The sequence below is a fragment of the Mesorhizobium sp. CNPSo 4661 genome, from assembly GCF_057784215.1.
Genome location: NZ_JBWGIO010000004.1, coordinates 55,441 through 79,851, shown reverse-complemented (window position 1 = coordinate 79,851; position 24,411 = coordinate 55,441). Strand labels below are relative to the sequence as shown.

Annotated in this window: 23 protein-coding genes; 13 read left to right on the top strand and 10 right to left on the bottom strand. The window is 63.1% G+C overall.

All coding sequences use genetic code 11. From position 1 onward, the window contains the following. Positions 1 to 6 precede the first annotated feature (6 nt). From AC0YKC_RS07060 to AC0YKC_RS07040, 5 genes are all read left to right on the top strand, one after another. Positions 7 to 3,633, top strand: a complete 3,627-nt coding sequence (locus tag AC0YKC_RS07060) for a hydantoinase B/oxoprolinase family protein (protein WP_488510613.1) — start codon at positions 7 to 9, stop codon at positions 3,631 to 3,633. A 32-nt stretch (positions 3,634 to 3,665) separates the two neighbouring features. Further along, positions 3,666 to 4,964: a BtaA family protein gene (locus tag AC0YKC_RS07055; RefSeq protein ID WP_320295094.1), complete on the top strand. Its 1,299-nt coding sequence runs from the start codon at positions 3,666 to 3,668 to the stop codon at positions 4,962 to 4,964. Further along, positions 4,961 to 5,626 (top strand): class I SAM-dependent methyltransferase, encoded by a 666-nt coding sequence (locus AC0YKC_RS07050; RefSeq protein ID WP_488510612.1) that lies wholly within the window; start codon positions 4,961 to 4,963, stop codon positions 5,624 to 5,626. Before AC0YKC_RS07055 ends, AC0YKC_RS07050 begins: the two co-directional genes overlap by 4 nt. A 94-nt stretch (positions 5,627 to 5,720) precedes the next feature. Further along, positions 5,721 to 6,017 (top strand): type II toxin-antitoxin system RelE/ParE family toxin, encoded by a 297-nt coding sequence (locus AC0YKC_RS07045; RefSeq protein WP_434723366.1) that lies wholly within the window; start codon positions 5,721 to 5,723, stop codon positions 6,015 to 6,017. A gap of 8 nt (positions 6,018 to 6,025) precedes the next feature. Next, entirely contained in the window at positions 6,026 to 6,334 is a 309-nt protein-coding gene (locus tag AC0YKC_RS07040; RefSeq protein WP_112099856.1) for a HigA family addiction module antitoxin, read from the top strand. 21 nt (positions 6,335 to 6,355) lie between these two features. Here the strand turns inward: AC0YKC_RS07040 and AC0YKC_RS07035 are convergent, their stop codons facing one another. Next, entirely contained in the window at positions 6,356 to 7,738 is a 1,383-nt protein-coding gene (locus tag AC0YKC_RS07035) for a serine hydrolase domain-containing protein (RefSeq protein WP_488510611.1), read from the bottom strand. A 233-nt stretch (positions 7,739 to 7,971) separates the two neighbouring features. On the opposite strand from AC0YKC_RS07035, the gene AC0YKC_RS07030 reads away from it, so the two are divergent. Together AC0YKC_RS07030 and AC0YKC_RS07025 are read left to right on the top strand one after the other, a co-directional pair. Beyond that, positions 7,972 to 8,763: a glycoside hydrolase family 25 protein gene (locus AC0YKC_RS07030; RefSeq protein WP_488510610.1), complete on the top strand. Its 792-nt coding sequence runs from the start codon at positions 7,972 to 7,974 to the stop codon at positions 8,761 to 8,763. Positions 8,764 to 8,945: 182 nt separating this feature from the next. Continuing rightward, positions 8,946 to 10,124, top strand: a complete 1,179-nt coding sequence (locus AC0YKC_RS07025) for a lytic murein transglycosylase (RefSeq protein WP_488510609.1) — start codon at positions 8,946 to 8,948, stop codon at positions 10,122 to 10,124. A gap of 160 nt (positions 10,125 to 10,284) precedes the next feature. Here AC0YKC_RS07025 and AC0YKC_RS07020 read toward each other — a convergent pair whose 3' ends face one another. Next, the gene (locus tag AC0YKC_RS07020; RefSeq protein WP_488510608.1) at positions 10,285 to 11,505 is read right to left on the bottom strand and encodes an alanine racemase; all 1,221 of its coding nucleotides are present in this window, start codon (positions 11,503 to 11,505) and stop codon (positions 10,285 to 10,287) included. A 216-nt stretch (positions 11,506 to 11,721) separates the two neighbouring features. On the opposite strand from AC0YKC_RS07020, the gene AC0YKC_RS07015 reads away from it, so the two are divergent. Then, positions 11,722 to 12,642 carry a DMT family transporter gene (locus tag AC0YKC_RS07015; protein WP_320295086.1) on the top strand — a complete coding sequence of 307 codons (921 nt, stop codon included), beginning with the start codon at positions 11,722 to 11,724 and terminating at the stop codon, positions 12,640 to 12,642. 638 nt (positions 12,643 to 13,280) lie between these two features. Here the strand turns inward: AC0YKC_RS07015 and metF are convergent. Together metF and AC0YKC_RS07005 are read right to left on the bottom strand one after the other, a co-directional pair. Then, complete coding sequence (gene metF, locus AC0YKC_RS07010; RefSeq protein WP_320295085.1) at positions 13,281 to 14,198, bottom strand: methylenetetrahydrofolate reductase [NAD(P)H]; 918 nt, start codon at positions 14,196 to 14,198, stop codon at positions 13,281 to 13,283. Next, the gene (locus AC0YKC_RS07005) at positions 14,198 to 15,205 is read right to left on the bottom strand and encodes an ArsR/SmtB family transcription factor (RefSeq protein WP_488510607.1); all 1,008 of its coding nucleotides are present in this window, start codon (positions 15,203 to 15,205) and stop codon (positions 14,198 to 14,200) included. Before AC0YKC_RS07005 ends, metF begins: the two co-directional genes overlap by 1 nt. A 140-nt stretch (positions 15,206 to 15,345) precedes the next feature. Between AC0YKC_RS07005 and tsaA the strand changes: the two genes are divergently transcribed. Then, positions 15,346 to 15,852, top strand: coding sequence for a tRNA (N6-threonylcarbamoyladenosine(37)-N6)-methyltransferase TrmO (tsaA, locus tag AC0YKC_RS07000; RefSeq protein ID WP_488510606.1), 507 nt, complete (start codon positions 15,346 to 15,348; stop codon positions 15,850 to 15,852). Then, the gene (locus AC0YKC_RS06995) at positions 15,849 to 16,163 is read left to right on the top strand and encodes a DUF2293 domain-containing protein (RefSeq protein WP_320295082.1); all 315 of its coding nucleotides are present in this window, start codon (positions 15,849 to 15,851) and stop codon (positions 16,161 to 16,163) included. Before tsaA ends, AC0YKC_RS06995 begins: the two co-directional genes overlap by 4 nt. A 134-nt stretch (positions 16,164 to 16,297) precedes the next feature. Here the strand turns inward: AC0YKC_RS06995 and AC0YKC_RS06990 are convergent, their stop codons facing one another. Further along, on the bottom strand, positions 16,298 to 16,927 hold the full coding sequence (locus AC0YKC_RS06990; protein ID WP_434723375.1) for an MOSC domain-containing protein: 630 nt from the start codon (positions 16,925 to 16,927) through the stop codon (positions 16,298 to 16,300). Between the two features lie 180 nt (positions 16,928 to 17,107). Between AC0YKC_RS06990 and AC0YKC_RS06985 the strand changes: the two genes are divergently transcribed. Beyond that, positions 17,108 to 17,674: a methyltransferase family protein gene (locus AC0YKC_RS06985; protein WP_488510605.1), complete on the top strand. Its 567-nt coding sequence runs from the start codon at positions 17,108 to 17,110 to the stop codon at positions 17,672 to 17,674. Positions 17,675 to 17,681: 7 nt separating this feature from the next. On the opposite strand, the gene AC0YKC_RS06980 is transcribed toward AC0YKC_RS06985, so the two are convergent. The 3 genes from AC0YKC_RS06980 to tam all read right to left on the bottom strand — a co-directional run bounded on the left by AC0YKC_RS06980 (position 17,682) and on the right by tam (position 20,202). After that, complete coding sequence (locus tag AC0YKC_RS06980; RefSeq protein WP_488510604.1) at positions 17,682 to 18,803, bottom strand: beta-ketoacyl-ACP synthase III; 1,122 nt, start codon at positions 18,801 to 18,803, stop codon at positions 17,682 to 17,684. A gap of 186 nt (positions 18,804 to 18,989) precedes the next feature. After that, positions 18,990 to 19,286, bottom strand: coding sequence for a hypothetical protein (locus tag AC0YKC_RS06975; protein WP_488510603.1), 297 nt, complete (start codon positions 19,284 to 19,286; stop codon positions 18,990 to 18,992). A 136-nt stretch (positions 19,287 to 19,422) separates the two neighbouring features. Then, a complete protein-coding gene (gene tam, locus AC0YKC_RS06970; RefSeq protein ID WP_488510602.1) occupies positions 19,423 to 20,202 on the bottom strand; it encodes a trans-aconitate 2-methyltransferase in 780 nt (259 codons plus the stop codon). Between the two features lie 152 nt (positions 20,203 to 20,354). On the opposite strand from tam, the gene AC0YKC_RS06965 reads away from it, so the two are divergent. Together AC0YKC_RS06965 and AC0YKC_RS06960 are read left to right on the top strand one after the other, a co-directional pair. Continuing rightward, positions 20,355 to 21,131 carry a DpnI domain-containing protein gene (locus AC0YKC_RS06965; protein WP_488510601.1) on the top strand — a complete coding sequence of 259 codons (777 nt, stop codon included), beginning with the start codon at positions 20,355 to 20,357 and terminating at the stop codon, positions 21,129 to 21,131. Positions 21,132 to 21,156: 25 nt separating this feature from the next. After that, a complete protein-coding gene (locus AC0YKC_RS06960) occupies positions 21,157 to 21,438 on the top strand; it encodes a hypothetical protein (protein WP_488510600.1) in 282 nt (93 codons plus the stop codon). Positions 21,439 to 21,442: 4 nt separating this feature from the next. Here AC0YKC_RS06960 and ettA read toward each other — a convergent pair whose 3' ends face one another. Next, positions 21,443 to 23,092, bottom strand: coding sequence for an energy-dependent translational throttle protein EttA (ettA, locus tag AC0YKC_RS06955; protein WP_488510599.1), 1,650 nt, complete (start codon positions 23,090 to 23,092; stop codon positions 21,443 to 21,445). 193 nt (positions 23,093 to 23,285) lie between these two features. Beyond that, positions 23,286 to 24,296, bottom strand: coding sequence for a ribonuclease T2 family protein (locus tag AC0YKC_RS06950; RefSeq protein WP_488510598.1), 1,011 nt, complete (start codon positions 24,294 to 24,296; stop codon positions 23,286 to 23,288). Between the last annotated feature and the right edge of the window lie 115 nt (positions 24,297 to 24,411).

Sequence of the window (24,411 nt, the reverse complement as noted above, 5' to 3'; positions counted from 1 at the left end):
AACAGAATGCCGGCAGCCGCGGGAACAAAGAAATGGGATTTTTGGATCGACCGCGGCGGCACCTTCACCGACGTCATCGGCCGTGATCCGCAAGGCCAGTTGCATCCCCGAAAACTGCTGTCCGAAAATCCCGAGGCTTACGCGGATGCCGCCATCCAAGGCATCCGCGACCTGTTGGGTTTGAAAGCCGGCGCCGCCATTTCCGCCAATGCGATCGGCGACGTCAAAATGGGCACGACCGTTGCCACCAATGCGCTGCTCGAGCGCAAGGGCGACCGCGTGCTGCTGCTTATCACCAAGGGCTTTCGCGACGCCTTGCGCATCGCCTACCAGGCGAGGCCGGACATCTTCGCCAAGGAGATCATCCTGCCGGAGCAGCTTTACGAGCGCGTGATCGAGATCGACGAGCGCGTCCGCGCCGACGGCTGCGTCGAACGCCTGCTCGACATCGCGGCCTGCCGTCCGGCGATCGAACAGGCCAAGGCCGACGGCATCGACGCCGTCGCCATCGTCTTCATGCACGCCTGGAAATACCCGGATCACGAAAAGGCCGTCGCGAAAGTCTGCCGCAAGATCGGCTTCAGCCAGATCTCGGTCTCTCACGAGGTCTCGCCGCTGATCAAGCTGGTCGGCCGCGGCGACACCACCGTGGTCGACGCTTATCTTTCGCCGATCCTGTCTCGCTATGTGCAGCGGGTGGCCGGCGAACTGGGCGCTGGACCGCGCCTGATGTTCATGATGTCGTCTGGCGGCCTCACCGCCGCCGACCTGTTCCAGGGCAAGGACGCGCTGCTGTCCGGCCCTGCGGGCGGGGTCGTCGGCATGGTCGAGACGGCGAAGCTCGCCGGCTTCGAAAAGGTCATCGGCTTCGACATGGGCGGCACCTCGACCGACGTCGCCCATTACGACGGCGAATATGAGCGCGCCTTCGACACCGAGGTCGCAGGCGTCCGCATCCGCGCGCCGATGATGCGCATCCACACCGTCGCTGCCGGAGGCGGCTCGATCCTGCACTATGAAGCGGGCCGCTTCCGCGTCGGCCCCGATTCCGCCGGCGCCAATCCCGGCCCCGCCGCCTATCGGCGCGGCGGCCCGCTTGCCGTGACCGATGCCAATGTCATGCTCGGCAAATTGCAGCCCGATTTCTTCCCGGCGATCTTCGGCGCGGGCCAGGACCAGCCGCTCGATGTCGGCACGGTTGGCGAAAAATTCGCCGCACTTGCCGCCGAAATCGGCGACGGCAGGACGCCTGAGGCGGTCGCCGAAGGTTTCGTCACCATCGCCGTCGAGAACATGGCCAATGCCATCAAGAAGATCTCGGTGCAGCGCGGCTACGACGTCACGGAATATCTCTTGAACTGCTTTGGCGGCGCCGGCGGCCAGCATGCCTGCCTGGTCGCCGATGCGCTCGGCATGGAAGCCGTGCTCATCCATCCCTTTTCGGGGCTGCTTTCGGCTTATGGCATCGGCCTCTCGTCGGTCTTCGCCTCGCGCCAGCAAGCGCTGCTGGAGCCGCTCGCGGACGCATCCAGGCCGGCTATCGAAAATCTCATAGCCGCCCTGCGTGGGGCTGTGACCGCCGAACTTGTGTCTCAGGGCATCGCCGAGAGCGGGATTACCGCCAGGCCGATCCTCCAGATCCGCTACGACGGCACCGACACGGCTCTGCCGGTGAATTTCGAGCATGGCTCGATCCTGCGGGCGAAGGACGATTTCGAGGCCGCGCACAAGGCGCAGTTCGGGTTCGTCTATGAAAACAAGCCGATGATTATCGAAGCTGTAGGGGTGGAGGGCAGCGATGCCGGCGGCGCGGGCCGCGAGGAAACCGAAGCGGAGATGCAGGATCTTGCCGTTGTTGCTTCCGAGAAGCGGAAAATATTCGCCGAAGGCGAATGGCGCGAGGCCGGTGTCTTCCGCCGCGAAGCCCTCAGGCGGGGCAACAAGGTTGCCGGCCCAGCCCTGATCATCGAGCCCAACCAGACCATTGTTGTTGAACCGGGCTGGCAGGCCGAGATCACCGCAAAGGACCATGTTCTCCTGCGCCGAACGAGCAAGAAACGACGGCAGGCAGCACTCGGCACCGAAGCCGATCCGGTGATGCTTGAGGTCTTCAACAACCTCTTCATGTCGATCGCCGAGCAGATGGGTGTGACGCTGCAGAACACCGCCTATTCGGTCAACATCAAGGAACGGCTCGACTTCTCCTGCGCCGTATTCGATCGCCATGGCGCGCTGGTCGCCAATGCGCCGCATATGCCGGTGCATCTGGGCTCCATGGACCGATCGGTCGAAACCGTCATCCGCCTGAATTCGGGCGACATCCACCCCGGCGACGTCTTCGCGCTCAACGCGCCCTATAATGGCGGAACGCATCTGCCCGACATCACCGTGGTGACGCCGGTGTTCGACGATGCGCGCAACGGGATCCTGTTCTGGGCGGCCTCGCGTGGCCACCACGCCGATGTCGGCGGCACCGCGCCCGGCTCGATGACGCCTTTGGCCACAACGGTCGACGAGGAAGGCGTGCTGTTCGACAATTTCCGCATCGTCGATCGCGGCCGCTTCCGCGAGAAGGAGCTGGAGACGCTGCTGACCGACCACCCCTACCCGGCGCGCAATCCCGCCCAGAACATCGCCGACCTGAAGGCACAGATCGCCGCCAACGAGAAGGGTGTGGCCGAATTGCGCAAGATGGTCGCGCATTTCGGGCTCGAGGTCGTCGAAGCCTATATGGGCCATGTCCAGGACAACGCCGCCGAGAGCGTGCGCCGCGTGATCGAGCGGCTTCCCGACAGCGCGGCATATGAATACCCCACCGACACCGGCCAGGTAATCAAGGTGAAGATCACCGTCGACCGGCAAAAACGCGAGGCGACCGTCGATTTCACCGGCACGTCGCCCGTCATGAAGAACAATTTCAACGCGCCGGAGCCCGTCGCCCGGGCCGCCGTGCTCTATGCCTTCCGCGTCATGGTCGAGGACATGATCCCGATGAACGCCGGCTGCCTGAGGCCGATCAACATCGTCATCGCTGACGGCTCGATGCTGAAGCCCGCCTACCCTGCGGCGGTCGTCGCCGGCAATGTCGAGACCTCGCAGCACGTCACCAATGCGCTGTTCGGCGCGATGGGTGCGATCGCCAACGCGCAAGGCACGATGAACAACCTCACCTTCGGCAACAAGAAATACCAGTATTACGAGACGATCTGCTCCGGCTCGCCGGCCGGCCGGATGAATTCGGGCCGTGGCTTTGCCGGCACCTCCGGCGTTCACACCCACATGACCAATTCGCGCCTCACCGACCCCGAAGTGCTGGAACTGCGCTTCCCGGTCGTATTGGAGGATTTCCACATCCGCGAGGGTTCCGGCGGCAAGGGTAAGTGGAATGCCGGCGACGGCACCAGGCGCACCATCCGCTTCCTCGAAAAGATGGAATGCGCGATCCTCTCCTCTCACCGCAATCGCCCACCCCAAGGCCTCGACGGTGGCGGCGATGGCGAGCCGGGCTCGACCAGGGTCCGGCGCAATGACGGCTCGCTCGACGTTCTGAAGGCCTGCGACCAGACCACGCTCGATGCAGGCGAAGCCGTCATCGTCACCACGCCGACGCCGGGAGCGTTCGGAAAAGTGTGAGATTTGCGTCAACAGGCTGTCACCTGCCTGTCATGACGCTGCGCTACCCGCTTGCGCCAATGCAAACGGGGAATCACCTTTCCATGTCGGATGTTTCCGGAGAACTCGTTTATCGCCGAGGCAAGGAAGTCGGAAAGGCCGTCTACCAGAACCGCGTATTGTCGAAGGACGGCATTTCCGAGCGGTTGTTCGCTTTCCTCTTCTCCGGCCTCGTCTATCCGCAGATATGGGAAGATCCGGATGTCGACATGGAGGCCATGCAGCTTGGCGCTGGCCACCGCATCGTCACAATCGCATCGGGCGGCTGCAACATCCTGGCCTACCTGACCCGCTCGCCGGCCACGATCGACGCCGTCGATCTCAATGCCGCGCACATCGCGCTGAACCGCATGAAGCTGGAAGCGGTGCGCCACCTGCCGTCGCAGGGCGATCTGTTCCGCTTCTTCGGCGCCACCGGCACCAGCCACAATTCCAATGCCTATGACCGCTTCATCGCGCCTCATCTCGATGCGGTCAGCCGCCATTACTGGGAGCGCCGCAACTGGCGCGGCCGCCGCCGCATCTCGGTCTTCGACCGCAACTTCTACCAGACCGGACTGCTCGGCCTCTTCATCGCCATGGGCCATCGCGTCGGCAAGCTGTTCGGCGTCGACCCGGCCGGCATCATGAAGGCGCAGAACATCGGCGAGCAGCGTCGCTTCTTCAACGAGGAGCTGGCGCCGGTCTTCGACAAGAAGCTGCTGCGTTGGGCGACCTCGCGGAAAGCCTCGCTGTTCGGCCTCGGCATCCCGCCTGCGCAGTATGATTCGCTGATCACCTCCGGCGACGGCTCGATGGCGAGCGTGCTCAAGGCGCGGCTGGAAAAGCTCGCCTGCGATTTCCCGCTCAAGAACAACTATTTTGCCTGGCAGGCCTTTGCCCGCCGCTATCCGCAACCCGGCGAGGCGGCGCTGCCTGCCTATCTGGAACAGAGCAACTACAAGACGATCCGCGACAACATCGATCGCGTCGCCATCCACCACGCCAACCTGATCAAGTTCCTGGCCGCCAAGGACGCCGGCACCGTCGACCGCTTCGTCCTGCTCGACGCGCAGGACTGGATGACCGACGACCTGCTCAACGCACTGTGGACCGAGATCACCCGCACAGCCTCAGTCGGCGCGCGCGTCATCTTCCGCACCGCAGCCGAACCCAGCCTCCTGCCCGGCCGTCTCTCCAACTCGCTGCTCGACCAGTGGACGTACGAGGCCGACGCCTCGCGCGAATTCTCGGCGAAGGACCGCTCGGCCATCTATGGCGGCTTCCACCTCTATGTGAAGCGCGCCGCATGAGCACGACGGAGCTGCCGGCCAGCCATGCCGAACTGATGGACGGCGTCTACCGCTGGCAGCGCCACATCTACGACCTGACCCGCAAATACTATCTGCTCGGCCGCGACCGGCTGATCGACGGGCTGGACGTCCCGCAAGACGGCACCGTGCTGGAGCTTGGCTGCGGCACCGGCCGCAACATCGCGCTCGCCGCCCGCCGCTATCCGGACGCCCGCTTCTTCGGTTTGGATATCTCCGCCGAGATGCTGGAGACGGCGAACGCGGCCATCGCTCGCGAAGGCCTCGCCGACAAGGTCAGCCTGGCGCGCGGCGACGCCACCGATTTCGACGCCAAGGCTCTCTTCGGCATCGAGCGTTTCGACCGGGTCTTCGTCTCCTATTCGCTGTCGATGATCCCCGGCTGGGAAAAGACCGTATCGGCTGCCCTCGCCGCGCTCGCCCCCGGCGGCTCTCTGCACGTCGTCGATTTCGGCCAGCAGGAAGGCCTGCCGCGCTGGTTCCGTGGCCTGCTGCGCGGCTGGCTGCGGAAATTCCACGTCACGCCGCGTGAATCGCTGCGCGACGTGCTTGAATCGGAATCGCAGAGCGCCGGCGCAACCTTCCGTTTCAGAACGCTTTATCGCGGCTATGCCTGGCTGGCGGTGATCAAGATCGCCGTTTGAAGCCATCGGCACGGAAGCAAAACGCAATCAACAAATCGCGCAATTGCGGCATGACCCAAGGAGTGGTACATTATCTCCACCCTGGAAGCATGCGATGATCGTCAGATTTAGAGATGAATGGCTGCGGGCCTTCTTTGTGGACGATATCCACTATCGCAACATTCCGTCCGATCTCGAAAGCCGTTTGTTTCGCAAACTCCAGATGATTGACGACGCTGCGACCGATCAGGATTTGCGTGTGCCACCCAGTAATCACTTCGAGAAGTTGCGCGGCAATCTCGAAGGCCTCCATTCGATCCGCGTCAACAAGCAATGGCGGCTGATCTTCCGCTGGGACGGTGACCGCGGTGAGGCGTCGGACATCTACCTGGACGACCACAGCTATAAGTGAGGTGAGACATGTTGATGACCGCACGCAAGCCCGCAACGGTAGGCGAAATCCTCACGGAAGAATTCATGCAGCCGCTCGGCCTGACGCAAGCCGCTTTGGCCGAGGCAATGGGCGTCCAGCGCAAGCATGTGAACGAATTGTGCAACGACCGCCGCAACGTGACGGCGGCGACCGCGCTCATTCTGGCGCGGGTATTTGGCAACAGCCCGGATTTCTGGCTGAATGTCCAACGCCGCAACGATCTTTGGCAGGTCATGAACTCGCCTGACGAGCGGGCGCGCGTCGATCGCGCCAAACCTTTGCCGACCGCCGCATAGGCAGGCTTACGCAACTGCCGGTTAGTGCAGCGCCTTGACCAGCGCACCCACCATTGTCTGTGGACGATAGCCGAGCTTGGCCGGGGTCAACCCAAGCCGCACCACCACCAACTGCTCCGACGGGATGATCGCCACCGTCTGGCCGTCATGGCCTTCCATCCAGTAGATGTCCTTGGGCAGGCCGGCGGCAGCGCCCGCCCCCGGCCTTTCCTCGTCTCCTGGTCCCTCGATCCAGAGCTGGCCTTTGCCGTACACCTTCGAGGCCGGCGCCGGCTCGCGCATCCAGTCGACGAAACCCGCGGGCAGGATCTGGTTTCCGTTCCAGGCCCCGCCTTGCAGCAGGAACAGGCCGAAGCGCGCCCAGTCATGCGCGGTGGCGTAGAGATATGACGAGCCGACGAAGGTGCCCTGCTCGTCGGTCTCGAGCACCGCGCTCCTCATGCCGAGCGGCTCGAACAGCGCCGTGCGCGGCCATGCCAGCGCCTTCGTCTTGTCGCCGATCGCGTCCTGCCACAGGCGTGACAGCATCACCGCCGTGCCGCTCGAATAGGAAAAAACCTTGCCGACCTCGCCACTTAGCGGCTTGGCCTCGGCGAAACCCGCCATGTCGGGCTCCAGATAGAGCATGCGCGTCACGTCGGCGACGTCGCCATAATCCTCGTTGAACTCCAGCCCGCTCGACATCGCCATCATGTCGGCAAGGCTGATGGCGGCGCGGCCGTCTGCCTTCCACGGCTTGAACAGGCCCTTGTTGTCGACCGCCATCTTGCCGTCCTTGACCAGAGTGCCGACGATCGCCGCATTCACCGTCTTGGTCATCGACCAGCCGAGCAGCGGCGTCTTGGCCGAAAAGCCCTCGCCATATCGCTCCGCGACGACGCGGCCGTTCTTCACCACCACGACGGCGCGCATGCCAATGCCGGCCATGGCGGCATCGTCGACGATCTTCGCGACCTCGGGGTTCTGCGAAGCGTCCACACGCTCGCCATCGGGCCACAGCGCGTCGGGCTGCGTCGCCGCCGGCTGCGCGGCGCGCAGCGACGTCTGCCTTGCCTTGCCGGTATCGCCGTCTGGAACAGAGGCGCAGCCGACGCCGTTGCGCTCGACCGCGACGCTCTTGCCGAGAACCCAGAGCAGGCCAGCCGAGACCAGTCCTCTTTCCTTGTCGACGGAGACCTTCATCAGCCTGAGAAGCGGATGGCCGGGCGCCTGCACGTCGACGGCCAGGACCTCTTTGGCGTCGCGGCCGGCGATGAAGACATTCGAGCAGACGATCTTGGCCGAATAACCGGAGCCGACGCGGATCAGCTCCGGCGGAGCGAAATAAAGCCAGGCGAAGAGTGCTGCCACCACCAGGATCACAAGGCCAAGCAGCCATTTGATGAACTTCACGACAGCCCGCATCTTTACCGCCCTTTTGGATTCGCCGGCTCGATTTATGTCATCGATTTGCCGCCTTTGCTCCCGCAAAATCACCGGTGTCGTCGAGCGCCGTCAATGGATTATCAACCATGTTCGGCGATCAACTGAGTCGATCGGACGATCCTGTGGGGCGATCGTTCGAGGGGGGCCGGCGCAAGCATGGCCATCTGGAAGGACCCATCAGCGGCCGGCTGGATCCGGCCCCGGGGAACGCCATGCGCCGTCTTGCGGCCATCCTGATGCTGACGCTGCTCTGCGCCTGCTCGACCGTGGACGATCTGTCGCCGCTGTCGCCGTCCGCGCCGGCGGTTGCGGTGCGCGCGCCCAAGTTCGACGATTCCAAGCCGCATGAATGGGACAGCGGCGCGCCGTGGAATTACGCCATCCACGGCACGGACGTTTCCAAATACCAGACCTCGGTCGACTGGCCGACGGCCAGGGCCAGCGGCATCTCCTTCGCCTTCATCAAGGCGACCGAAGGCGGCGACCGCTTCGACGACTATTTCAACGAGCATTGGGCGCGTACCAGGGCCGCCGGAATTCCGCGCGCCGCCTACCATTTCTTCTATTTCTGCACGCCGGCCGAAACCCAGGCGCGCTGGTTCATCGCCAATGTCCCGAGAGACCCGTCGGCGATGCCGCCGGTGCTCGACATGGAATGGAACCCGAAATCGCCGACCTGCAGGCTGCGCCCCGATCCGGCCACGGTGCGCAGCGAAATGACCGTCTTCCTCCAGATGGTCGAGCGCTACTACGGCAAGAAACCGATCATCTACACCTCGCTCGACTTCTTCGACGACAACCAGTTGGCGACGTTCCGCGGCTATCCCTACTGGCTGCGCTCGGTCGCCGGCCACCCGCGCGAGAAATACGGCAGCCACCCCTTCGCCTTCTGGCAGTACACCGGCACCGGCATCGTGCCCGGCATGACCGGCAAGTCCGACATCAATGTCTTCAACGGCTCGGAAGCCGCCTGGAAGAAGTGGCTGCGGCAGAACACCCGTTGACATCCGATCCCCCGCCTGCTTTTCGACAGGGCGGGCGGCGAAACATGCAACCGCTGGTAATCTGGAGCGGCGCGCTCGTGCGAGTGCCTGGCGCGGCTCCTGAACTTTGAAATCCTCGCATGCGCCTTTCCGATCCTTTCGGGGTCACGATGGGGCCATGCGCCGGTCTCGAAAGGAAAGCGATGCGATTGCGCGTTGAAATCCTCGCGGCGCTTTTTGTCGGCGTGCTTGCGCTGCCCGCCGCGGCGCAGGAATGCGGCGGCGATTTCGAGGCCTGGAAGCAGGGCGTGGCAGCCGAAGCCAAGGCGGCCGGCGTCGGCGCCGTCGGCCTCGACGCGCTGGAGGACGCCACCATCGACGAGCGGGCGCTGGCGCGCGACCGCGCCCAAGGCGTATTCACCCAGGCTTTCACCGAATTCTCCGACCGCATGATTTCGGCGTACCGCCTGAAGCAGGGCGCGGCCAATCTGAAGAAATATGCCGACGTCTTTGACCGCGCCGACAAGGAGTTCGGCGTACAGCCGGCCATCATCGCCGCCTTCTGGGGGCTGGAGACCGACTTCGGCGCCGTGCAGGGCGATTTCCATACGCTGAATGCACTGGTGACGCTCTCGCATGATTGCCGCAGGCCTCAGTTGTTCCGGCAGCAATTGGTGCCGTTGCTCACCCTCATCGACCGCGGTGTGCTGCCGGCCGACGTCAAGGGCGCCTGGGCCGGCGAGATCGGCCAGACACAGATCCTGCCGACCGACTATCTGGCCGAAGGCGTCGACGGCGATGGCGACGGCAAGGTCGATCTGAGGAACAGCGTGCCGGACGTCATCATGACGACCGCCAACAAGATCATGTCGCGCGGCTGGAAGCGCGACCAGCCCTGGGTCCAGGAAGTGCGCGTCCCCGACGAGATGCCATGGGACCAGACCGGCCGCACCAACAAGCTGCCGTTGTCGCAGTGGGCGCAATGGGGGGTCACCGAACCCAATGGCAACCCGCTCATCGACAATGGTCTGAAAGCCGGCCTGGCGCTGCCGATGGGCCGCAAGGGCCCGGCCTTCCTGACCTACGACAATTTCGACGTCTATCTCGAGTGGAACCAGTCCTTCACCTATGCGCTGACCGCGGCCGTGCTTGCCACTCGCCTCGCCGGCGCGCCGCAATTCGATCCGCGTACGCCCGAGCAAGGCCTGAGCGGCGACCAGATGAAGGCGCTGCAGACCAAGCTCGAGGCCAAGGGTTACGACGTCGGCACCGTCGACGGCATCCTGGGCACCAACACGCGCGAGGCGGTCCGTAAGGAGCAGATGCGGCTTGGCCTGCCGGTCGATGGCTGGCCGACGCCGGAATTGCTCGCCAAGCTGTAGGCGCCCTCTCCTTCTCCCCCTAGGGGGAGATGGTGGATCGGCGCGCAGCGCCGAGATGGATGAGGGGTGTTCCAGCCGAGTGAGACGCTGGCTTTCGCTGGAGCACCCCTCATCCGTCGCCTTCGGCGACACCTTCTCGCACAAGGGGAGAAGGGAGAGCTCAATCCGCCATCGTCTCCAAACTCGCGAACCCTTGCGGCGCGTCACCCTCATCGAACGGCGTCGTCACTTCGACGAAGGCGTCGGGGTAAAAGCCGTTGAATCGCGTCCTCAGCGACAGCGAGTAGGCGCCGATATGGCCGATCTCGATCCAATCGCCGGTGTCGACCGTTTCCGGCAGCCAGAATGGCCTGGACAGGATGTCGACGGAATCGCAGGTCGCGCCGCAGACCTTGAACGGCACGATGGTGTTTTCGTCGCCGTTGCGGGTACGGATCGCGGGATCGGGAATGAAGCGCGCCGGCAGGGTGATCTTGCCGGTCCATGAATCCGACAGCGACGCCCAGATGCCGTCATTGATGTAAAGCCGCTTGCCCTTGCGCAGCAGGACGCGAACAATCAGGGAAAGACAGCGCGCCACGATCACGCGCCCGGGCTCGGCCACTAGGGGCACCTGGTCGAACTGATACTCTTTCAGGTCGCCGGCCAGCCGCGACATAAGCTGGCCGAGCGACGGCATCTCGATGTGCTTGCGGTTGGGATCATGGCCGTATTCGGCCGGGAAGCCGCCGCCGACATCGAGCCCGGCAATATCGAAGGTCAGACGGTTGCGCACCCAGTCGGCCGAGGCGAGCGCGCGTTCATAGGTGTCGGGATCCTCGATCTGACTGCCGACATGGAAGCAGAGGCCTACCTTGTAGCCGGTGCGGTTCAACCGCTCTGCGAGATCGACGGCATTGGCGGGCCCGGCGCCGAATTTCTTCGACAATTCGTAAGCCGCGTGGCCCTTGGTCTGGATGCGCACGAAGACGGTGATGGCGCCCGGGTCGATATCGAGCGCCCGCACGACGCGCGTCAGCTTGGTGATCTCGTCCTCATGGTCGAGCGAGATCACCCTGATGCCGTATTTCTCCAGCGCCAGCTTGATGTCGGACTGCGCCTTGACCGGGTGCATGTAGAGCATCTCGGCATCCGCCGAGACCGCGCGCACGGCCGCGAACTCGCCGGGCGACGCGACGTCGAAGGTGCTGACGCCAGCTTCCACCAGTGTCTTCAGCACGATCTGCTCGCCATTGGTCTTCACCGCATAAGCGGTCTTGCCGGGAAACATGCCCATGAATTGCAAGGCATCGGCCTTCAGCACCTGCGGCCGGAAACAATAGACCGGATCGTCCGGACGAAGCGCCAGTGCCGCCTCACGGGCATTTTCGAATCGTTGCATGGACGAATCCTCAGGTCTGGAGCGTGCACAATTAATCCTAGCTAGCCGCCAAAGAAAACAGTTCTGTGTCTGGCCATCCCGCGCGGCCGGCCGCATTTTCTTGCCAACGCTAAACCACCAGTCAGCTTTCGGGTGGCCCTTGCCGCCGAACCCGATATCGGTTGTTGAGATGTCTGCTGGGCTGAGGTTGCGATCGGCTCCGGGGAGGAACAGGACATGTCCATTACGGCCGCCGCCGCGCCGACGCGCGGACCGATGACGCTCAGAGATTGGGCGCAGCTTCTCCTGCTCGGTGCGATCTGGGGCGGCTCGTTCTTCTTTGCCCGCATTGCCGTTTCCGAGATCCATCCGCTGGCACTGGTGCTGTTTCGCGTCGCGATCGCTGCGATAGCTCTTCAGCTCTATCTGGCGGTCCGCGGTCCGTCCTTCCGTCTCGCCTTGCCGCATGCCGGCCTCTTCTTCCTGCTGGCGCTCACCAACAATGTCGTGCCGTTCTCGCTGATCTTCGCTGGCCAGACGCAGCTTGGCGCCGGCGTCGCCTCGGTGCTCAACGCGACGACGCCGTTCTGGACGCTGATCCTGGCCAATGCGCTCACCACGGACGAGAAGCTGTCCTGGAACAAGCTGGCCGGCATCGCCCTTGGCGTCGCCGGCACGGCGGTGATGATCGGCCCTGGCCTGCTTGCCGGGCTTGGCGGACCGGTGTGGGCGAAGTTCGCGCTGATCGGCGCTTCGCTCTCCTATGCCGTCGCCCTGATGATCGCGCGTCGCTTCAAGGGCGTGCCTTCGCCGGTCGTCGCTACCGGGCAGCTGACCGCATCGACCATCATCATGATCCCGGTCGTGCTGATTGCGTATGGCCCTGCGGGGCTTTTCTCGGTTTCGCCACCCGTCTGGGCCGCGGTGCTGGGCCTGGCGCTGCTTTCCACCGCCTTTGCCTACATCCTCTATTTCAACCTCGTCGTCTCGGCCGGCGCCACCAATGCCTCGCTGGTCACCCTGGTCGTGCCGGTCAGCGCGGTGCTGCTCGGCTTCCTGTTCCTCGGCGAGCGGCTGGCGATGTTCGAGATCGGGGGCATGACGCTGATCGGACTCGGCCTAGTCACCATCGACGGGCGGCTGTTCGGCAAATGGTAGCGGTGTCATGCCACACCGTCGCCACAATTTATTCACAACCGCGGAGCCGGTTTTTGCCGAAGAGTTTCAACGGCTAACGTCGAATTGCAGGTCGCAAATTCCACATTCATGTCGCATTGCAGCACGTTTTCCGCTTGCCTGTGGCACAAATGACCCTAGACTCCTGCCATAGCTCTGAAGAGGAGGCTATGACATGGGACTGACGAGGCCGATCAACGCTTTGATGATTTGTGCCGCATTCGCATTCATCGGTGCCCTTATCATAGGCGTTCTTCCCTGACCCGCCAAAGCCGGGAAGACCAGCACCGAGAATAGTCCAACAGTTCGAAAAGGCCGGGTTCTACCCGGCCTTTTCCGTTGCAGCCTGCCTTAATGCATGTCGCCCAGAAGTGCGCAGCGGTTCTGGGACAACGACATGCAACAAAGCAAAGACTTAAAGCATGTCTCCCGAAAGTGGTCCCGGTTTCGGGACAAAGACATGCTTAAGATCAAAGACTTAAAGCAGGTTGCGTGAATCCTTTTTCACGCGACCTGCTTTAATGCATGTCGCGCAAAAGTGACGTCGGTTTTGCGGCAACGACATGCATCAACAAAGGACCTAAAGCGCGTCGCCTGAATCCGTTTCAGCGCGACGCGCTTTATGCGGCGGCCGAACCCGCCGCCTCCGCCTCATGCGAGCGGATGCCAATCATGTGGCAGACGGCAAAGACGAGGTCGGCACGGTTCATCGTATAGAAATGGAAGTCACCAACGCCGCGCTCGACGAGGTCGAGCACCTGCTCGGCCGCGACCGCCGAGGCCACCAGGGCATGCGTCTGCGGATCGTTCTCCAGCCCCTCGAAACGCTCGGCCAGCCAGGCCGGCACCAGCGCCCCGCAGCGCGACGAGAAATTGGCGACCTGGGTGAAATTATGCACCGGCAGGATGCCCGGCACGATGGGGATGTAGATGCCGGCGCGGCGCGCCCGCTCGACATAGCGCTCGTAGAGATCGTTGTCGAAGAAGAACTGGGTGATCGCCCGCGTCGCGCCATTGTCGACCTTGCGCTTCAGCATGTCGATGTCGGTGGCGAAGTCCGGGCTTTCCGGGTGCTTTTCCGGATAAGCCGAGACCGAGATATCGAAATCGCCGACGCCTTTCAGCGCCCCGACCAGTTCGGCGCCATTGGCATAGCCATCGGGATGCGGGCGGTAGCTCGTGCCCACGCCGGCCGCCGGATCGCCACGCAGCGCGACGAAGCGTTTGACGCCCATATCGGCGAATTCGCGGATGACCGTGTCGACCTGGTCGCGCGCGGCATCGACGCAAGTCATATGCGCCGCCGGCGTCAGCGTCGTCTCGTTCAAGATGCGCTTGACCGTGCGCGCCGTACGCTCGCGGGTCGAACCGCCGGCGCCGTAGGTCACCGAGACGAATTTCGGCTTGAGCGGCTCCAGCCTTGTGACCGTGTCCCAGAGCCTCGCTTCCATCTCATCGTTTTTCGGTGGGAAGAATTCGAACGAAACCCGGACCTTGTCGCCGATGTCGGGGCGGCGGGAAAAGCGGAACTGGTTCATCAGGCTGTTTCCCTCACTGGCAAGGAATCGTTGGACGGATCGGCGATCAAAAGGCGACGGTCGCGGCCGAGCCAGAGCTTGACGGTGAGCCTTGCCTCGTTGCCGCCGCGCGGCTCGAATTCCTGGCTCTCCTCGAGGTCGAGGCCGGCCTCCGCAAACCACTCGGAAATCTGCCGGTCGGAGAAGCCCAGCCGCATATGGGCGTGCTGGTCGCGCAGGAATTCGAGCGCGTGCGGCGCGAAGTCGACGACGATCAGCCGGCCCGATGGCCTGAGCAGCCTCGCCGCTTCGGCGATGGCGCGCGCCGGATCGTCGAGATAGTGCAGCACCTGGTGGATGGTGACGAGGTCGAAGGCGTTGCGCTCGACCGGCGGGGAGAAGATGTCGCCCTGGCGCACCTGCGCGTTGGCGACGCCCGCCTTGTCGAGATTGGCGCGCGCAACCGTCAGCATCTCGCGCGACATGTCGATGCCGACGCCGCGACGGTAGAGCGGCGAAAAGATTTCCAGCAGCCGACCGGTGCCGGTGCCGAGGTCGAGCATCGACTGGAACGGCCGCTTGCCGACGAGCTTGATGAGCGCGGCTTCCACCGCGCGGTCCGGCACATGCAGCGAGCGGATATGATCCCAGCTCGCGGCGTTCTCGGAGAAATATTCGGCGGCTCGGTCCTGCCTTTTGCGCTTCACCGCCGCCAACCGCTCGAGATCGCGCACCGCCTGCGGATCGGCCTCGCTTATGGCCGAGACCAGACGCTGCACGAAATCGCGCGAATTATCCGTATCGGTCAGCCTGAAGAAGGCCCAAGACCCTTCCTGGTAGCGGCCGATCAGCCCGGCATCGAGCAAAAGCTTCAGATGACGCGAGACGCGCGGCTGCGACTGTCCAAGGATCTCCGTAAGGTCCGAAACGGTAAGATCGCCGCGCGAAAGCAGCACCAGGATGCGCAGCCGGCTGGATTCGGCCGCCGCCTTCAATGTATCTACCATTGTGTCGAGCGAGACATGCATGAGCGGGTTCTCGTTGAAAGATATAAAGATATGTTTATGTCGATTTTGAAACCCTGGCAAGCGCTATGTCGCTTCCGGACAAGAAAATGGCGCAGCCGTGATCCGCGACGGGCTGGCGGTTCTTCCGCGGGATGAGCAGGATGTTTGAAACGCGCCAAGGTGAAACGCTTCTTGCAGCCGATCCGGCGGAACTGCGGCCGGACGGCCATGTCGTCTTCATCGGCCGCATCGTCTCGCCCTGGACGGTCCGCGAGGAGTGCCCAAAGAACATGCGCGCCGCCCGCGAAACTCGGCGGGCCGCGACAGTCCTGGTCGACGAGCCCTATCGCCCGGGGCTGCAAAACCTGGAACGCGCCAGCCACATCGTCATCCTGTCTTGGCTCCATCATGCGCCGCGGAATCTGATTGTGCAGAAACCGCGCCATGCGGCTGAACCGAAAGGCGTTTTCTCGCTGCGTTCCCCTGCCCGGCCGAACCCTGTCGGCCTGCATGTGGCAAAGCTTGTCGCCCTAGACATCGAGGCCGGCCGGATCGGGATCGACGCCATCGATGTGCTCGACGGCACGCCGGTCATCGACATCGAGCCCTACTATGCCTCGACCGACGCTTTCCCCGAAGCGACCATCGCCGGGCGCGGCGAGAAATGAGCGCCCCCACCGGCCGCCGCCGCGCCATCGCCAAGGCGCTGACCGCGCTGTTGCCGCTCGCTCCTTACGCCGACATGGAAAAGATCCGCGCCGACGCCGGTTCGGTGCATATGAAGACCCTGCCGCCGACGATCGCGGTGTGGTTGGCCACCATCGCTCATATCCGCCACGCCCACACCGACTACGAAAAGCTTCTAGCCGAAGGCTATGACCGGGATTCGGCGCGCTTCTTCGTCATCGAGCAGACCAATATGGTGCTGACCCGCTGGCGGGCGACGCGCCTGCTCGAGGAAGACGACGAAGACGAGTGAGGTCGGCCCGATCACCGAACGTCTGATAGGCTTTCTGCTGGGAGGCATGACGATCCGGCCTGGTCGAGCGTGGTGTGCTATCCCTGACCCGCGCCAAATAAATCCAGTGGCGCCCCTGCTTCGGCAGCGTGGCTTCAGGCCTGATAAATCCACTGCTCCGGCACCCGCACCGAGATCTCTTCGCCGGCCCTGATGATGCCAGGCTTTTCGACCCAGGCCACAAGGCCACGCAGCCGCTTCGCCATCTTTGGAAAGAGCAGCGCGGTCGCCTCGTGGTCCGCCGAGCGGACATGCTCGGCGATCGACTGGCCAGCGATGCGGCACGGCTTGTTCTGCCCGTCGACCTTGAGCGTCACGCCACCCTTGAAGAACATCAGTGAACCGGCCGGCAGCATCGAAAGCTGCGGCACCCCTTCGATCACAAGATTGGCGCCGATCCACTCCGGCTTGATCTCATTGAGCCCCATGCGCTGGGCGACGACGGCAAGCTCGTCCGCCGCGACGAGCGACAATTGCCGCTCGTTGCGCATCTCGGTGCCGCGCGGATACCAGGGCTCGCGTCCGCCGGAGCGCCGCGTTGTTCCGCCATGGAAGTCGCCCGCGATACCGTCGAAGCCGAGCCGCAGTTCCTCGACCGCCCTCGTCTCGAAATGATCGTGCGGAGCGGCAAAGAGCGCCGCTGCCTTCGCCGTCAGCTTGCGGCCCGGCACGATGTCGACCGTCGGTCCCGCCACGGGAAAAAGATCAAGGTTCATTTCCTGCATGCCGCTGGTCTAAAGGCCGCGAGGAATGCGGTCCAGTCGAAAGCGCTGATGATCCGATCACGCCCTTTGATGGCGATCACGATCTTCTTACCGCAAATGCCTTCCGCCGGCCGCCGCAAGCCGCAATGCTGCCGCGCCTGCGGCATAGACGATCGCGCGCAATCGGGAGGAGGCTCGGACATGCAGGTTGGACACGCAATCGCCGCGCTTTGGCTGTTCTGGGTGGTATCCTGGATCCTCGCCGCCTCCTGGGCCGATCCGGCGCAGAAGCGCGCGGACTTCAGGGCGGAAGCCCGATACCGGGTGTTCTGGCTGGCCGGCACCGTCCTGCTGTTCGTGCCGGCGCACGGCTATGCCGGACGGCTGCGACTCTGGATGCCGACGCTTACCGAAGCCTGGATCTGCGTCGCCCTGATCGCTGTCGGAATCGCCTTCGCCTGGTGGGCGCGCCTGCATCTTGGCCGGCTATGGTCGGCCAACGTCACCGCCAAGGCCGATCATCGCGTGGTCGATACCGGCCCCTATGGCCTGGTCCGCCACCCGATCTACACCGGCCTGCTGCTCTCGATCCTTGCCACCATGGCCGTCAAGGGCACGGTCTGGGGCATAGCCGGCGCCGCCCTGCTGCTCGTCGGCGTCGTGGTCAAGGCGAGGTTGGAAGAGAGCTTCCTGCGCGGCGAGCTCGGCCCGGCCTATGACGATTACGCCAGGCGCGTGCCGATGCTGGTGCCCTTCGCACCGGCCTGATCGCCGGTTACAGCATTCTCAGCAGCGCGCCGCCGATCGAATAGCCGGCGCCGAAGGCGCAGATCAGGCCGAAATCGCCGGCCTTCATGTCGGCATGGTTCTCCGACAGTGCCACGATCGCGCCGGCGCCGGCCGTGTTGCCGAGCCGCTCCAGCACCATCGGCGCGCGATCATGGTCGACGTCGTGGCCGAAGGACAATTTCAGGATCATCGCATTCATGCGCGCATTGGCCTGATGCAGCCAGAAGCGGCGGATGCCATCGGGCGTCAGCCCGTGCTCGGCCAGGAATTCGACGATGAATTTCTGGCCGGCGACGGTGACTTCCTTGAACACCTTGTTGCCGACCTGCTTGATGAGATTGCCTTCCAGTTTGATCATGTAGGGATCGTCCTGGGCCGTGCGCGTGTGGTAGCCGAGATTGGTGCGGATGTTGTTCGACATCTGCGTCCAGGTGCGGGTGTCGAGCACCTCGAAGCGCCCCGGCCGCTTTTCGCCCTGTGCCAGTCCCTCGACGATCATGGCTACCGAAGCGTCGCCGAAGATGAAATGCGTCTGCCGGTCGCGGAAGTTGAGATGGCCGGTGATGATCTCAGGCGTCGACACCAGGATGCGCTTGTGCGCCCCCGACCTCACCAGGTTGACGGCGACATGCAGCGCCGCCGCGGCGGAAGAACAGCCGAGCCCCATGTCGAAGCCGGCGCCCTTGGTTCCCAGCGCCTCCTGCATCTCGATGGCGATGGCCGGATAGGGCCGCTGATGGTGCGAGGCCGAGCAGATCACCAGATCGATGTCCGACCCATCGACCCCAGCATGGGCAAGCGCCTTCCTGGCCGAGGCGATGCCGAACTCCGCCTCCAATGACAGCGCGTCGTCCGGCCGTGCCGGAATGCGCGGCGACATGCGGGTCGGGTCGAGGATACCCTCGCGCTCGACGACATGGCGGCTCCTCACGCCCGAGGCGTGCACGATGAAGTCGCTGTCCGATTTCTGCAAAGGCGGCTCGCCGGTGTCGGCGCGGCGCGCATTCTCGGTGTCCACCCAGCTGTTGAAGCTTGCGACCAGCTCTTCATTGGTGATGACGGGTTCAGGGATTTCGGCGCCGATGCCGCTGATGATGACGCGATGCATGTCCAATCCGTCTAGAGCAATTCCGGGGAAAGTGGGAACCGGTTTTCCGTCCGGAATTGCGTTGAAACAAATGGCACGGGCCTTGCGGCCTTGAGATGAGCGCGGAACCGGCCCGGCGCAACCCTTGTCGCATTTGGCCGGTTTATGCCAGCTTAAACTCGTGACCGCACAAATCCGTGAGGGCGTTCACCAGGCACAGACTTTGGTGTTGGTCTGCGGATTGTTCCAGCAGGCGCCGTCGTCGCGGCTGCGCACGAACTGCCCCGGCAGCGATCGGCTGTGGCTGCCGAACCTGGCGTAGCCGAAGGCAAAGCCCGGCTGGTCGATTTCAAGCGTGATGGTGGGATAGCCCGGCGCCGAGATGCGGAAGCTGCCCTCGCCGTCCAGGGCTTTGTAATTGCACGAATAATAGCCGTCATCCGTGGTGAAGCAGCGTGCCGGCTTGGCCTCGGCCGCCATCGAAAAACAAAGTACCGCAGCCACACATAGACTGCTTATGAGCGCTATCTTGCCCAGTGTCATCGCTTATCCCCCTCCACCGCAGACGGTCGGCCATCGCCCAGGTGGATGAAATGCGCATGACGGCACAAGGGGGTCAAGCGCTGGAAGCGCCCCGGGGTTAAGCCCGCTTGGCGACGATGAATATCCGAGGGAAGCGCAACAGCACCTTGCCGTTCGCCGTCTTCGGATAGGCCTTGGCGATCTTTGCCGTATAACTGTCGAGGAACACCTTCTTCTCATCCGCGTCGAGCGGATCGAGGAACGGCTTCAACCCGGTCGACTTGACCCATTCGACGATCGCTTCGGCATCGGCCAGCGGGTGGTTGTAGATGGTGTGCCAGATATCGAGCCGGTCGGCGAGCGGCGACAGAAGATCGTAGTAGAAGGACACCGGCGGCAGCGGCCCGCGGGCGGCGCCTTTCAGCTTGGCGGCAAACGGCACTTCCGCCGCAGTCTCGCGCATCAGCTGGTGCGAGGCTTCGCCGAGATTGTCCGGCATCTGGACGGCCAGGGCGCCGCCCGGCGCCAGTAGCCCCATCAGCCGCTGGAACACCGCCGGATGCTCCGGCAGCCACTGGAAGACGGCATTGGCGAAGATGACGTCGATGAGATGCTCAGGCTGCCATCCGGCGGCATCCGCCAGCTCGAAATTGACATTCGGCAGCCGCGCCCGCGCCTTCTCGATCATGTCGGGCGAAGTGTCGAAGCCGCTGACTTGAGCATCAGGCCAGCGTTCTACCAGAAGCTCGGTCGAGTTGCCCGGACCGCAGCCGATATCGACGACGCGGCGCGGGAAATCGACCGGCACCTGCGAAACGAGATCACGCGCGGGCCGCGTGCGCTCGTCTTCGAACTTCAGATATTGGGCGGCGGACCAGTCGGGGCGCTTCTCGGTCATCGCATCCAATCTCTGTGATTGATCTGGGCACATGCTGTTACCACTCAAAGCCAAAAGAGCAATCGAATTTTCGAGCGGTATCAACCTCTTGATTGCTTCATGGGCATGACGGTAAGTTTCAACCAAATTCAAGCAGATGGCTCGAATCGCGAATGAAATTTGGTTTCGAGGAAGCGCAAGCCAAATACGTCAGCGGCTCTCAGCGCGCGAGAGTGTGGACCGAACAATGGGTCTCCCAATGGGTTTATTGCCCCAACTGCGCCAGTTCACGACTGAGTCAGTTTTCTGCAAACCAGCCCGTTGCCGATTTTTTCTGCGGTCATTGCAGCGACCAATTCGAGTTGAAAAGTCAGAAGAAAGCCTTCGGGGCGAAAGTTGCCGATGGTGCGTATTTCACCAAGATCGATAGGTTGGCATCGTCAACTAATCCAAACCTAATATTGCTGAACTACGATCTCAAAAAAATGACCGTGTTAGACGTTTGCATGGTGCCCAAACATTTCTTCATCCCAGACATCATTGAAAAAAGAAAGCCACTTGCGCTAACAGCGAGAAGAGCGGGATGGATCGGCTCGAACATACTGCTTAATCGCGTGCCGAATTCAGGGCGCATCTATATCGTTCGAAACAGCGTTCCAATTCCGAAGGAAGCGGTCATTGCGCAATGGCAGAAGACTCTTTTTCTTCGCGAGAAGGAAGCGGAAGCTCGTGGCTGGCTAGTCGAAGTTATGAAATGCGTCGACCTGATCGGCACTGTGGAATTTGATATCGAGCAGGTCTACTCGTTTGAAAGTAGATTGAGCGCTCTATACCCCCACAACAGGAATGTCCGGCCAAAGATTCGCCAGCAACTGCAAGCTCTTAGGGATAGCGGATATCTCGATTTCGTTTCTCGTGGGCGCTATCGAATTAGAAGCAATCCGCTATAGTCTCGCGGCGTAGGGAGACTCCAACATGGCCTGGTTTGCAAACCACTACGAATGCTACAGGTGCAGTGAACATTGGATCGACGAATGGTCCTGCATGTGTGATGACGAGTGCCCAAGCTGCGGCGCACGTCACGCGACGCCTGTAGAGAGTGAAGACTTAACGTTTCAGGTGGTTGCCGACGCTGGGGCTTTTGTCGTTCTGAAATCGCCGGACAACGCAGAACACCGCCCAGGTTACGAAGAGATTGGACGCTTCGCCAGCGAGGCGCTAGCGAAGCAATTTGTTGCGCAGGTCGAGCCTCTGTAAGCTCCTACCGCGTCAGCCGCTTGTGCGTCATGCGGTGCGGGGTCGCCGCTTCGGCGCCGAGGCGCCGCAGCTTGTCCTTCTCATATTCCTCGAAATTGCCTTCGAACCATTCGACATGCGCATCGCCCTCGAAGGCGAGCATATGCGTGGCCATGCGGTCGAGGAACATGCGGTCGTGGCTGATGATGACGGCGCAGCCGGCATAGGCTTCCAGCGCGTCTTCCAGCGCGCCCAGCGTTTCGGTGTCGAGGTCGTTGGTCGGTTCGTCGAGCAGCAGAACGTTGCCGCCATTCTTCAGCATCTTGGCCAGATGCACGCGGTTGCGCTGACCGCCCGACAGGTTGCCGACCTTCTGCTGCTGGTCGCCGCCGCGGAAGTTGAAGGACGAGCAATAGGCGCGGCTGTTGATCTCGTGCTTGCCGAGCTTGATGACCTCGGCGCCGCCGGAGATCTCTTCCCACACCGTCTTGTTCGGATCGAGCGCGTCGCGGCTCTGGTCGACATAGCCGAGCTTGACGGTTTCGCCGATGCGGATCGAGCCAGAATCCGGCTTTTCCGCGCCGGTGAACGTCTTGAACAGCGTCGTCTTGCCGGCGCCGTTCGGGCCGATGACGCCGACGATGCCTCCCGGCGGCAGCCGGAACGACAGGTTCTCGATCAGAAGCTCGTCGCCAAAGCCCTTGTTGAGGCCTTCGACCTCGATGACGACATTGCCGAGGCGCTCGCTCGACGGGATGACGATCTGGGTGTCGGTCGGCTTGCGGTTCTGCGACTGCTCGACCAATTCCTCATAGGCCTTGATACGCGCTTTCGACTTGGTCTGGCGCGCCTTGGGCGAGGACTGGATCCACTCGCGCTCGCGCCAGATCGACTTCTGGCGGGCGTCGTCCTCGCGGCCTTCCTGGATCAGGCGCTTGGCCTTGGCGTCGAGATACTTGGTGTAGTTGCCCTCGTAGGGGATGCCGCGGCCGCGATCGAGCTCGAGGATCCAGCCGGTGACATTGTCGAGGAAGTAGCGGTCGTGGGTGATGATCAGCACCGAGCCCGGATAGTCGCGCAGGTGCTTTTCCAGCCACGCCGTGGTCTCGGCGTCGAGATGGTTGGTCGGTTCGTCGAGCAGCAGAAGGTCGGGCTGGCGCAGCAGAAGCTGGCAAAGCGCGACGCGGCGGCGCTCGCCGCCCGACAGGTTGGTCACCTCGGAGTCGCCTGGCGGGCACTGCAGCGCATCCATCGCCATCTCGACCTGCTGTTCGAGATCCCACAGGTTGAGCCGATCCATTTCGTCCTGGAGTTTGCCGGACTCTTCCGCCGTCTCGTCGGAGTAATTCATCATCAGCTCGTTGTAGCGCTCGATGATGGCCGTCTTCTTGGCGACGCCTTCCATGACGTTTTCCATCACGGTCTTGCTAGGGTCGAGCTGCGGCTCCTGTGGCAGGTAGCCGACGGTCGCGCCTTCGGCCAGCCAGGCTTCGCCCTGGAACTCCTTGTCGAGCCCGGCCATGATGCGCAGGATCGTCGACTTGCCCGAGCCGTTGGGGCCGAGAATGCCGATCTTGGCGTCCGGGTAGAAGGACAGGTGAACGTTATCGAGCACCTTCTTGGTGCCATAGGCCTTCGACAGGCCGGACATGTGATAGATGAACTGGCGAGCCACGCGCGCTTTCCTTGGAAACTGAAGTGTCAAGGTGGATGGGGGTTGCGCGCTATGTAGGCGATGAAGCGCCGAACGGCAATCGCTTTCGGCGTGCGACGGTCAATCCGCGCGCATTCGCCGGTTTGCGCCCCTCAAGTCGGTCCACAGCTTTTCGTCGCAGCCTAACCCCAGACGGTTTGACCAAAACCGCCGCCTACTGGAAACCGATCGCGTCGACCGTGCCCTTCGGGCAACCGGCCTTGGCTGTCGGCGCCGACGCCATCAGGAGGTCGGCAAGCTTGCTGTCCGGGCCGATCGGGCCGGACAGGCCGAGCGTCAATTCGCCGATCAGGCGCCGGCCGCTCGACGGGTCGACCAGGCAGGATACGCGCACGCGGTCGCCCGCGCCGGCGCCGAAAGCCTCGTTGAAGGCGCCGCGGATCTGATCCGAGGTCAATTGCTTGCCGATGTTCTTGTTGAAGAGGTCGCGCACCGCGGACGCGTTCACCGCCCGCATCAGGTTGAGCGCGTCGGAGAAATACTCCTGCTGGCTCTTGCCGTAGCAGGTGCCGTGCTTGATCCATTCGTGGCGCTCGAGCTTGGAAGCCGTGCCCGGCATCACCTGGTCGAGTTCGGCGCGCGTGTTGGCGTCGAGATCGACCGGCGGCAGGTCTCCCCAATGCGAGGGATTGTCGTTGGCCTTGTCGCTCGCCGACACCTGGCAATAGAAATTGCCGTTCGGCTGTGGCCACAGCCCGTGCAGCGTGAAGTGCGAAGCGTCGAACTCGCCCGGGTTCTGAGCCTTGCATTCGGGTTTGCTTGCCTTGGTTTCGCAGAAAGCCGGCTGCCAGCTCAGCGCAAAGACATATTCGGGTTTTCCGGAGGCAGACGATGACGGCTTGGTCTGGCCGGAAGGCGCCGGGGTCGTCTGCGCGCTGCCGCCGTTGACATGGCCGCAACTGATCTTCACCCAGCGCCGCTCGGGGTCGGCGCCCGGCACCTGGATGAGATAATGGGTGGGCTCGTCCTTGTTGCCGGCAAGCAGCTCGTAGCTCTTCCCGGCTTCGGTCGAGATGTTGCCGGGGTTCTTGCCGCTCTTGATGGCCTGCGTCGCCGGGCAGGCGCTGTCGGAAACGAAAGTGCCGCTCATCTTCACGTCGGCATGCGCCACGCCGGCACCGGCCAAAGCCAGCGCCATGGAACCCCACAATGCCCAAACCCGCATCCCGCTCTCCCGGCGATTATTGAACCGTATTGGATTCGTCACACTAGAACAGCCGGCGTGTCAGAATTGCGATCTTTTTTCACCGCGCGAAAAAACAATCCCCAGCTCACCGCGT

Coding starts and splice junctions, on each gene's coding strand:
- AC0YKC_RS07060 (WP_488510613.1), top strand. CDS start 7: ATGCCGGCAGCCGCGGGAACAAAGAAATGGGATTTTTGGATCGACCGC.
- AC0YKC_RS07055 (WP_320295094.1), top strand. CDS start 3,666: ATGACGCTGCGCTACCCGCTTGCGCCAATGCAAACGGGGAATCACCTT.
- AC0YKC_RS07050 (WP_488510612.1), top strand. CDS start 4,961: ATGAGCACGACGGAGCTGCCGGCCAGCCATGCCGAACTGATGGACGGC.
- AC0YKC_RS07045 (WP_434723366.1), top strand. CDS start 5,721: ATGATCGTCAGATTTAGAGATGAATGGCTGCGGGCCTTCTTTGTGGAC.
- AC0YKC_RS07040 (WP_112099856.1), top strand. CDS start 6,026: ATGTTGATGACCGCACGCAAGCCCGCAACGGTAGGCGAAATCCTCACG.
- AC0YKC_RS07035 (WP_488510611.1), bottom strand. CDS start 7,738: ATGCGGGCTGTCGTGAAGTTCATCAAATGGCTGCTTGGCCTTGTGATC.
- AC0YKC_RS07030 (WP_488510610.1), top strand. CDS start 7,972: ATGCGCCGTCTTGCGGCCATCCTGATGCTGACGCTGCTCTGCGCCTGC.
- AC0YKC_RS07025 (WP_488510609.1), top strand. CDS start 8,946: ATGCGATTGCGCGTTGAAATCCTCGCGGCGCTTTTTGTCGGCGTGCTT.
- AC0YKC_RS07020 (WP_488510608.1), bottom strand. CDS start 11,505: ATGCAACGATTCGAAAATGCCCGTGAGGCGGCACTGGCGCTTCGTCCG.
- AC0YKC_RS07015 (WP_320295086.1), top strand. CDS start 11,722: ATGTCCATTACGGCCGCCGCCGCGCCGACGCGCGGACCGATGACGCTC.
- metF (WP_320295085.1), bottom strand. CDS start 14,198: ATGAACCAGTTCCGCTTTTCCCGCCGCCCCGACATCGGCGACAAGGTC.
- AC0YKC_RS07005 (WP_488510607.1), bottom strand. CDS start 15,205: ATGCATGTCTCGCTCGACACAATGGTAGATACATTGAAGGCGGCGGCC.
- tsaA (WP_488510606.1), top strand. CDS start 15,346: ATGTTTGAAACGCGCCAAGGTGAAACGCTTCTTGCAGCCGATCCGGCG.
- AC0YKC_RS06995 (WP_320295082.1), top strand. CDS start 15,849: ATGAGCGCCCCCACCGGCCGCCGCCGCGCCATCGCCAAGGCGCTGACC.
- AC0YKC_RS06990 (WP_434723375.1), bottom strand. CDS start 16,927: ATGCAGGAAATGAACCTTGATCTTTTTCCCGTGGCGGGACCGACGGTC.
- AC0YKC_RS06985 (WP_488510605.1), top strand. CDS start 17,108: ATGCAGGTTGGACACGCAATCGCCGCGCTTTGGCTGTTCTGGGTGGTA.
- AC0YKC_RS06980 (WP_488510604.1), bottom strand. CDS start 18,803: ATGCATCGCGTCATCATCAGCGGCATCGGCGCCGAAATCCCTGAACCC.
- tam (WP_488510602.1), bottom strand. CDS start 20,202: ATGACCGAGAAGCGCCCCGACTGGTCCGCCGCCCAATATCTGAAGTTC.
- AC0YKC_RS06965 (WP_488510601.1), top strand. CDS start 20,355: ATGAAATTTGGTTTCGAGGAAGCGCAAGCCAAATACGTCAGCGGCTCT.
- AC0YKC_RS06960 (WP_488510600.1), top strand. CDS start 21,157: ATGGCCTGGTTTGCAAACCACTACGAATGCTACAGGTGCAGTGAACAT.
- AC0YKC_RS06950 (WP_488510598.1), bottom strand. CDS start 24,296: ATGCGGGTTTGGGCATTGTGGGGTTCCATGGCGCTGGCTTTGGCCGGT.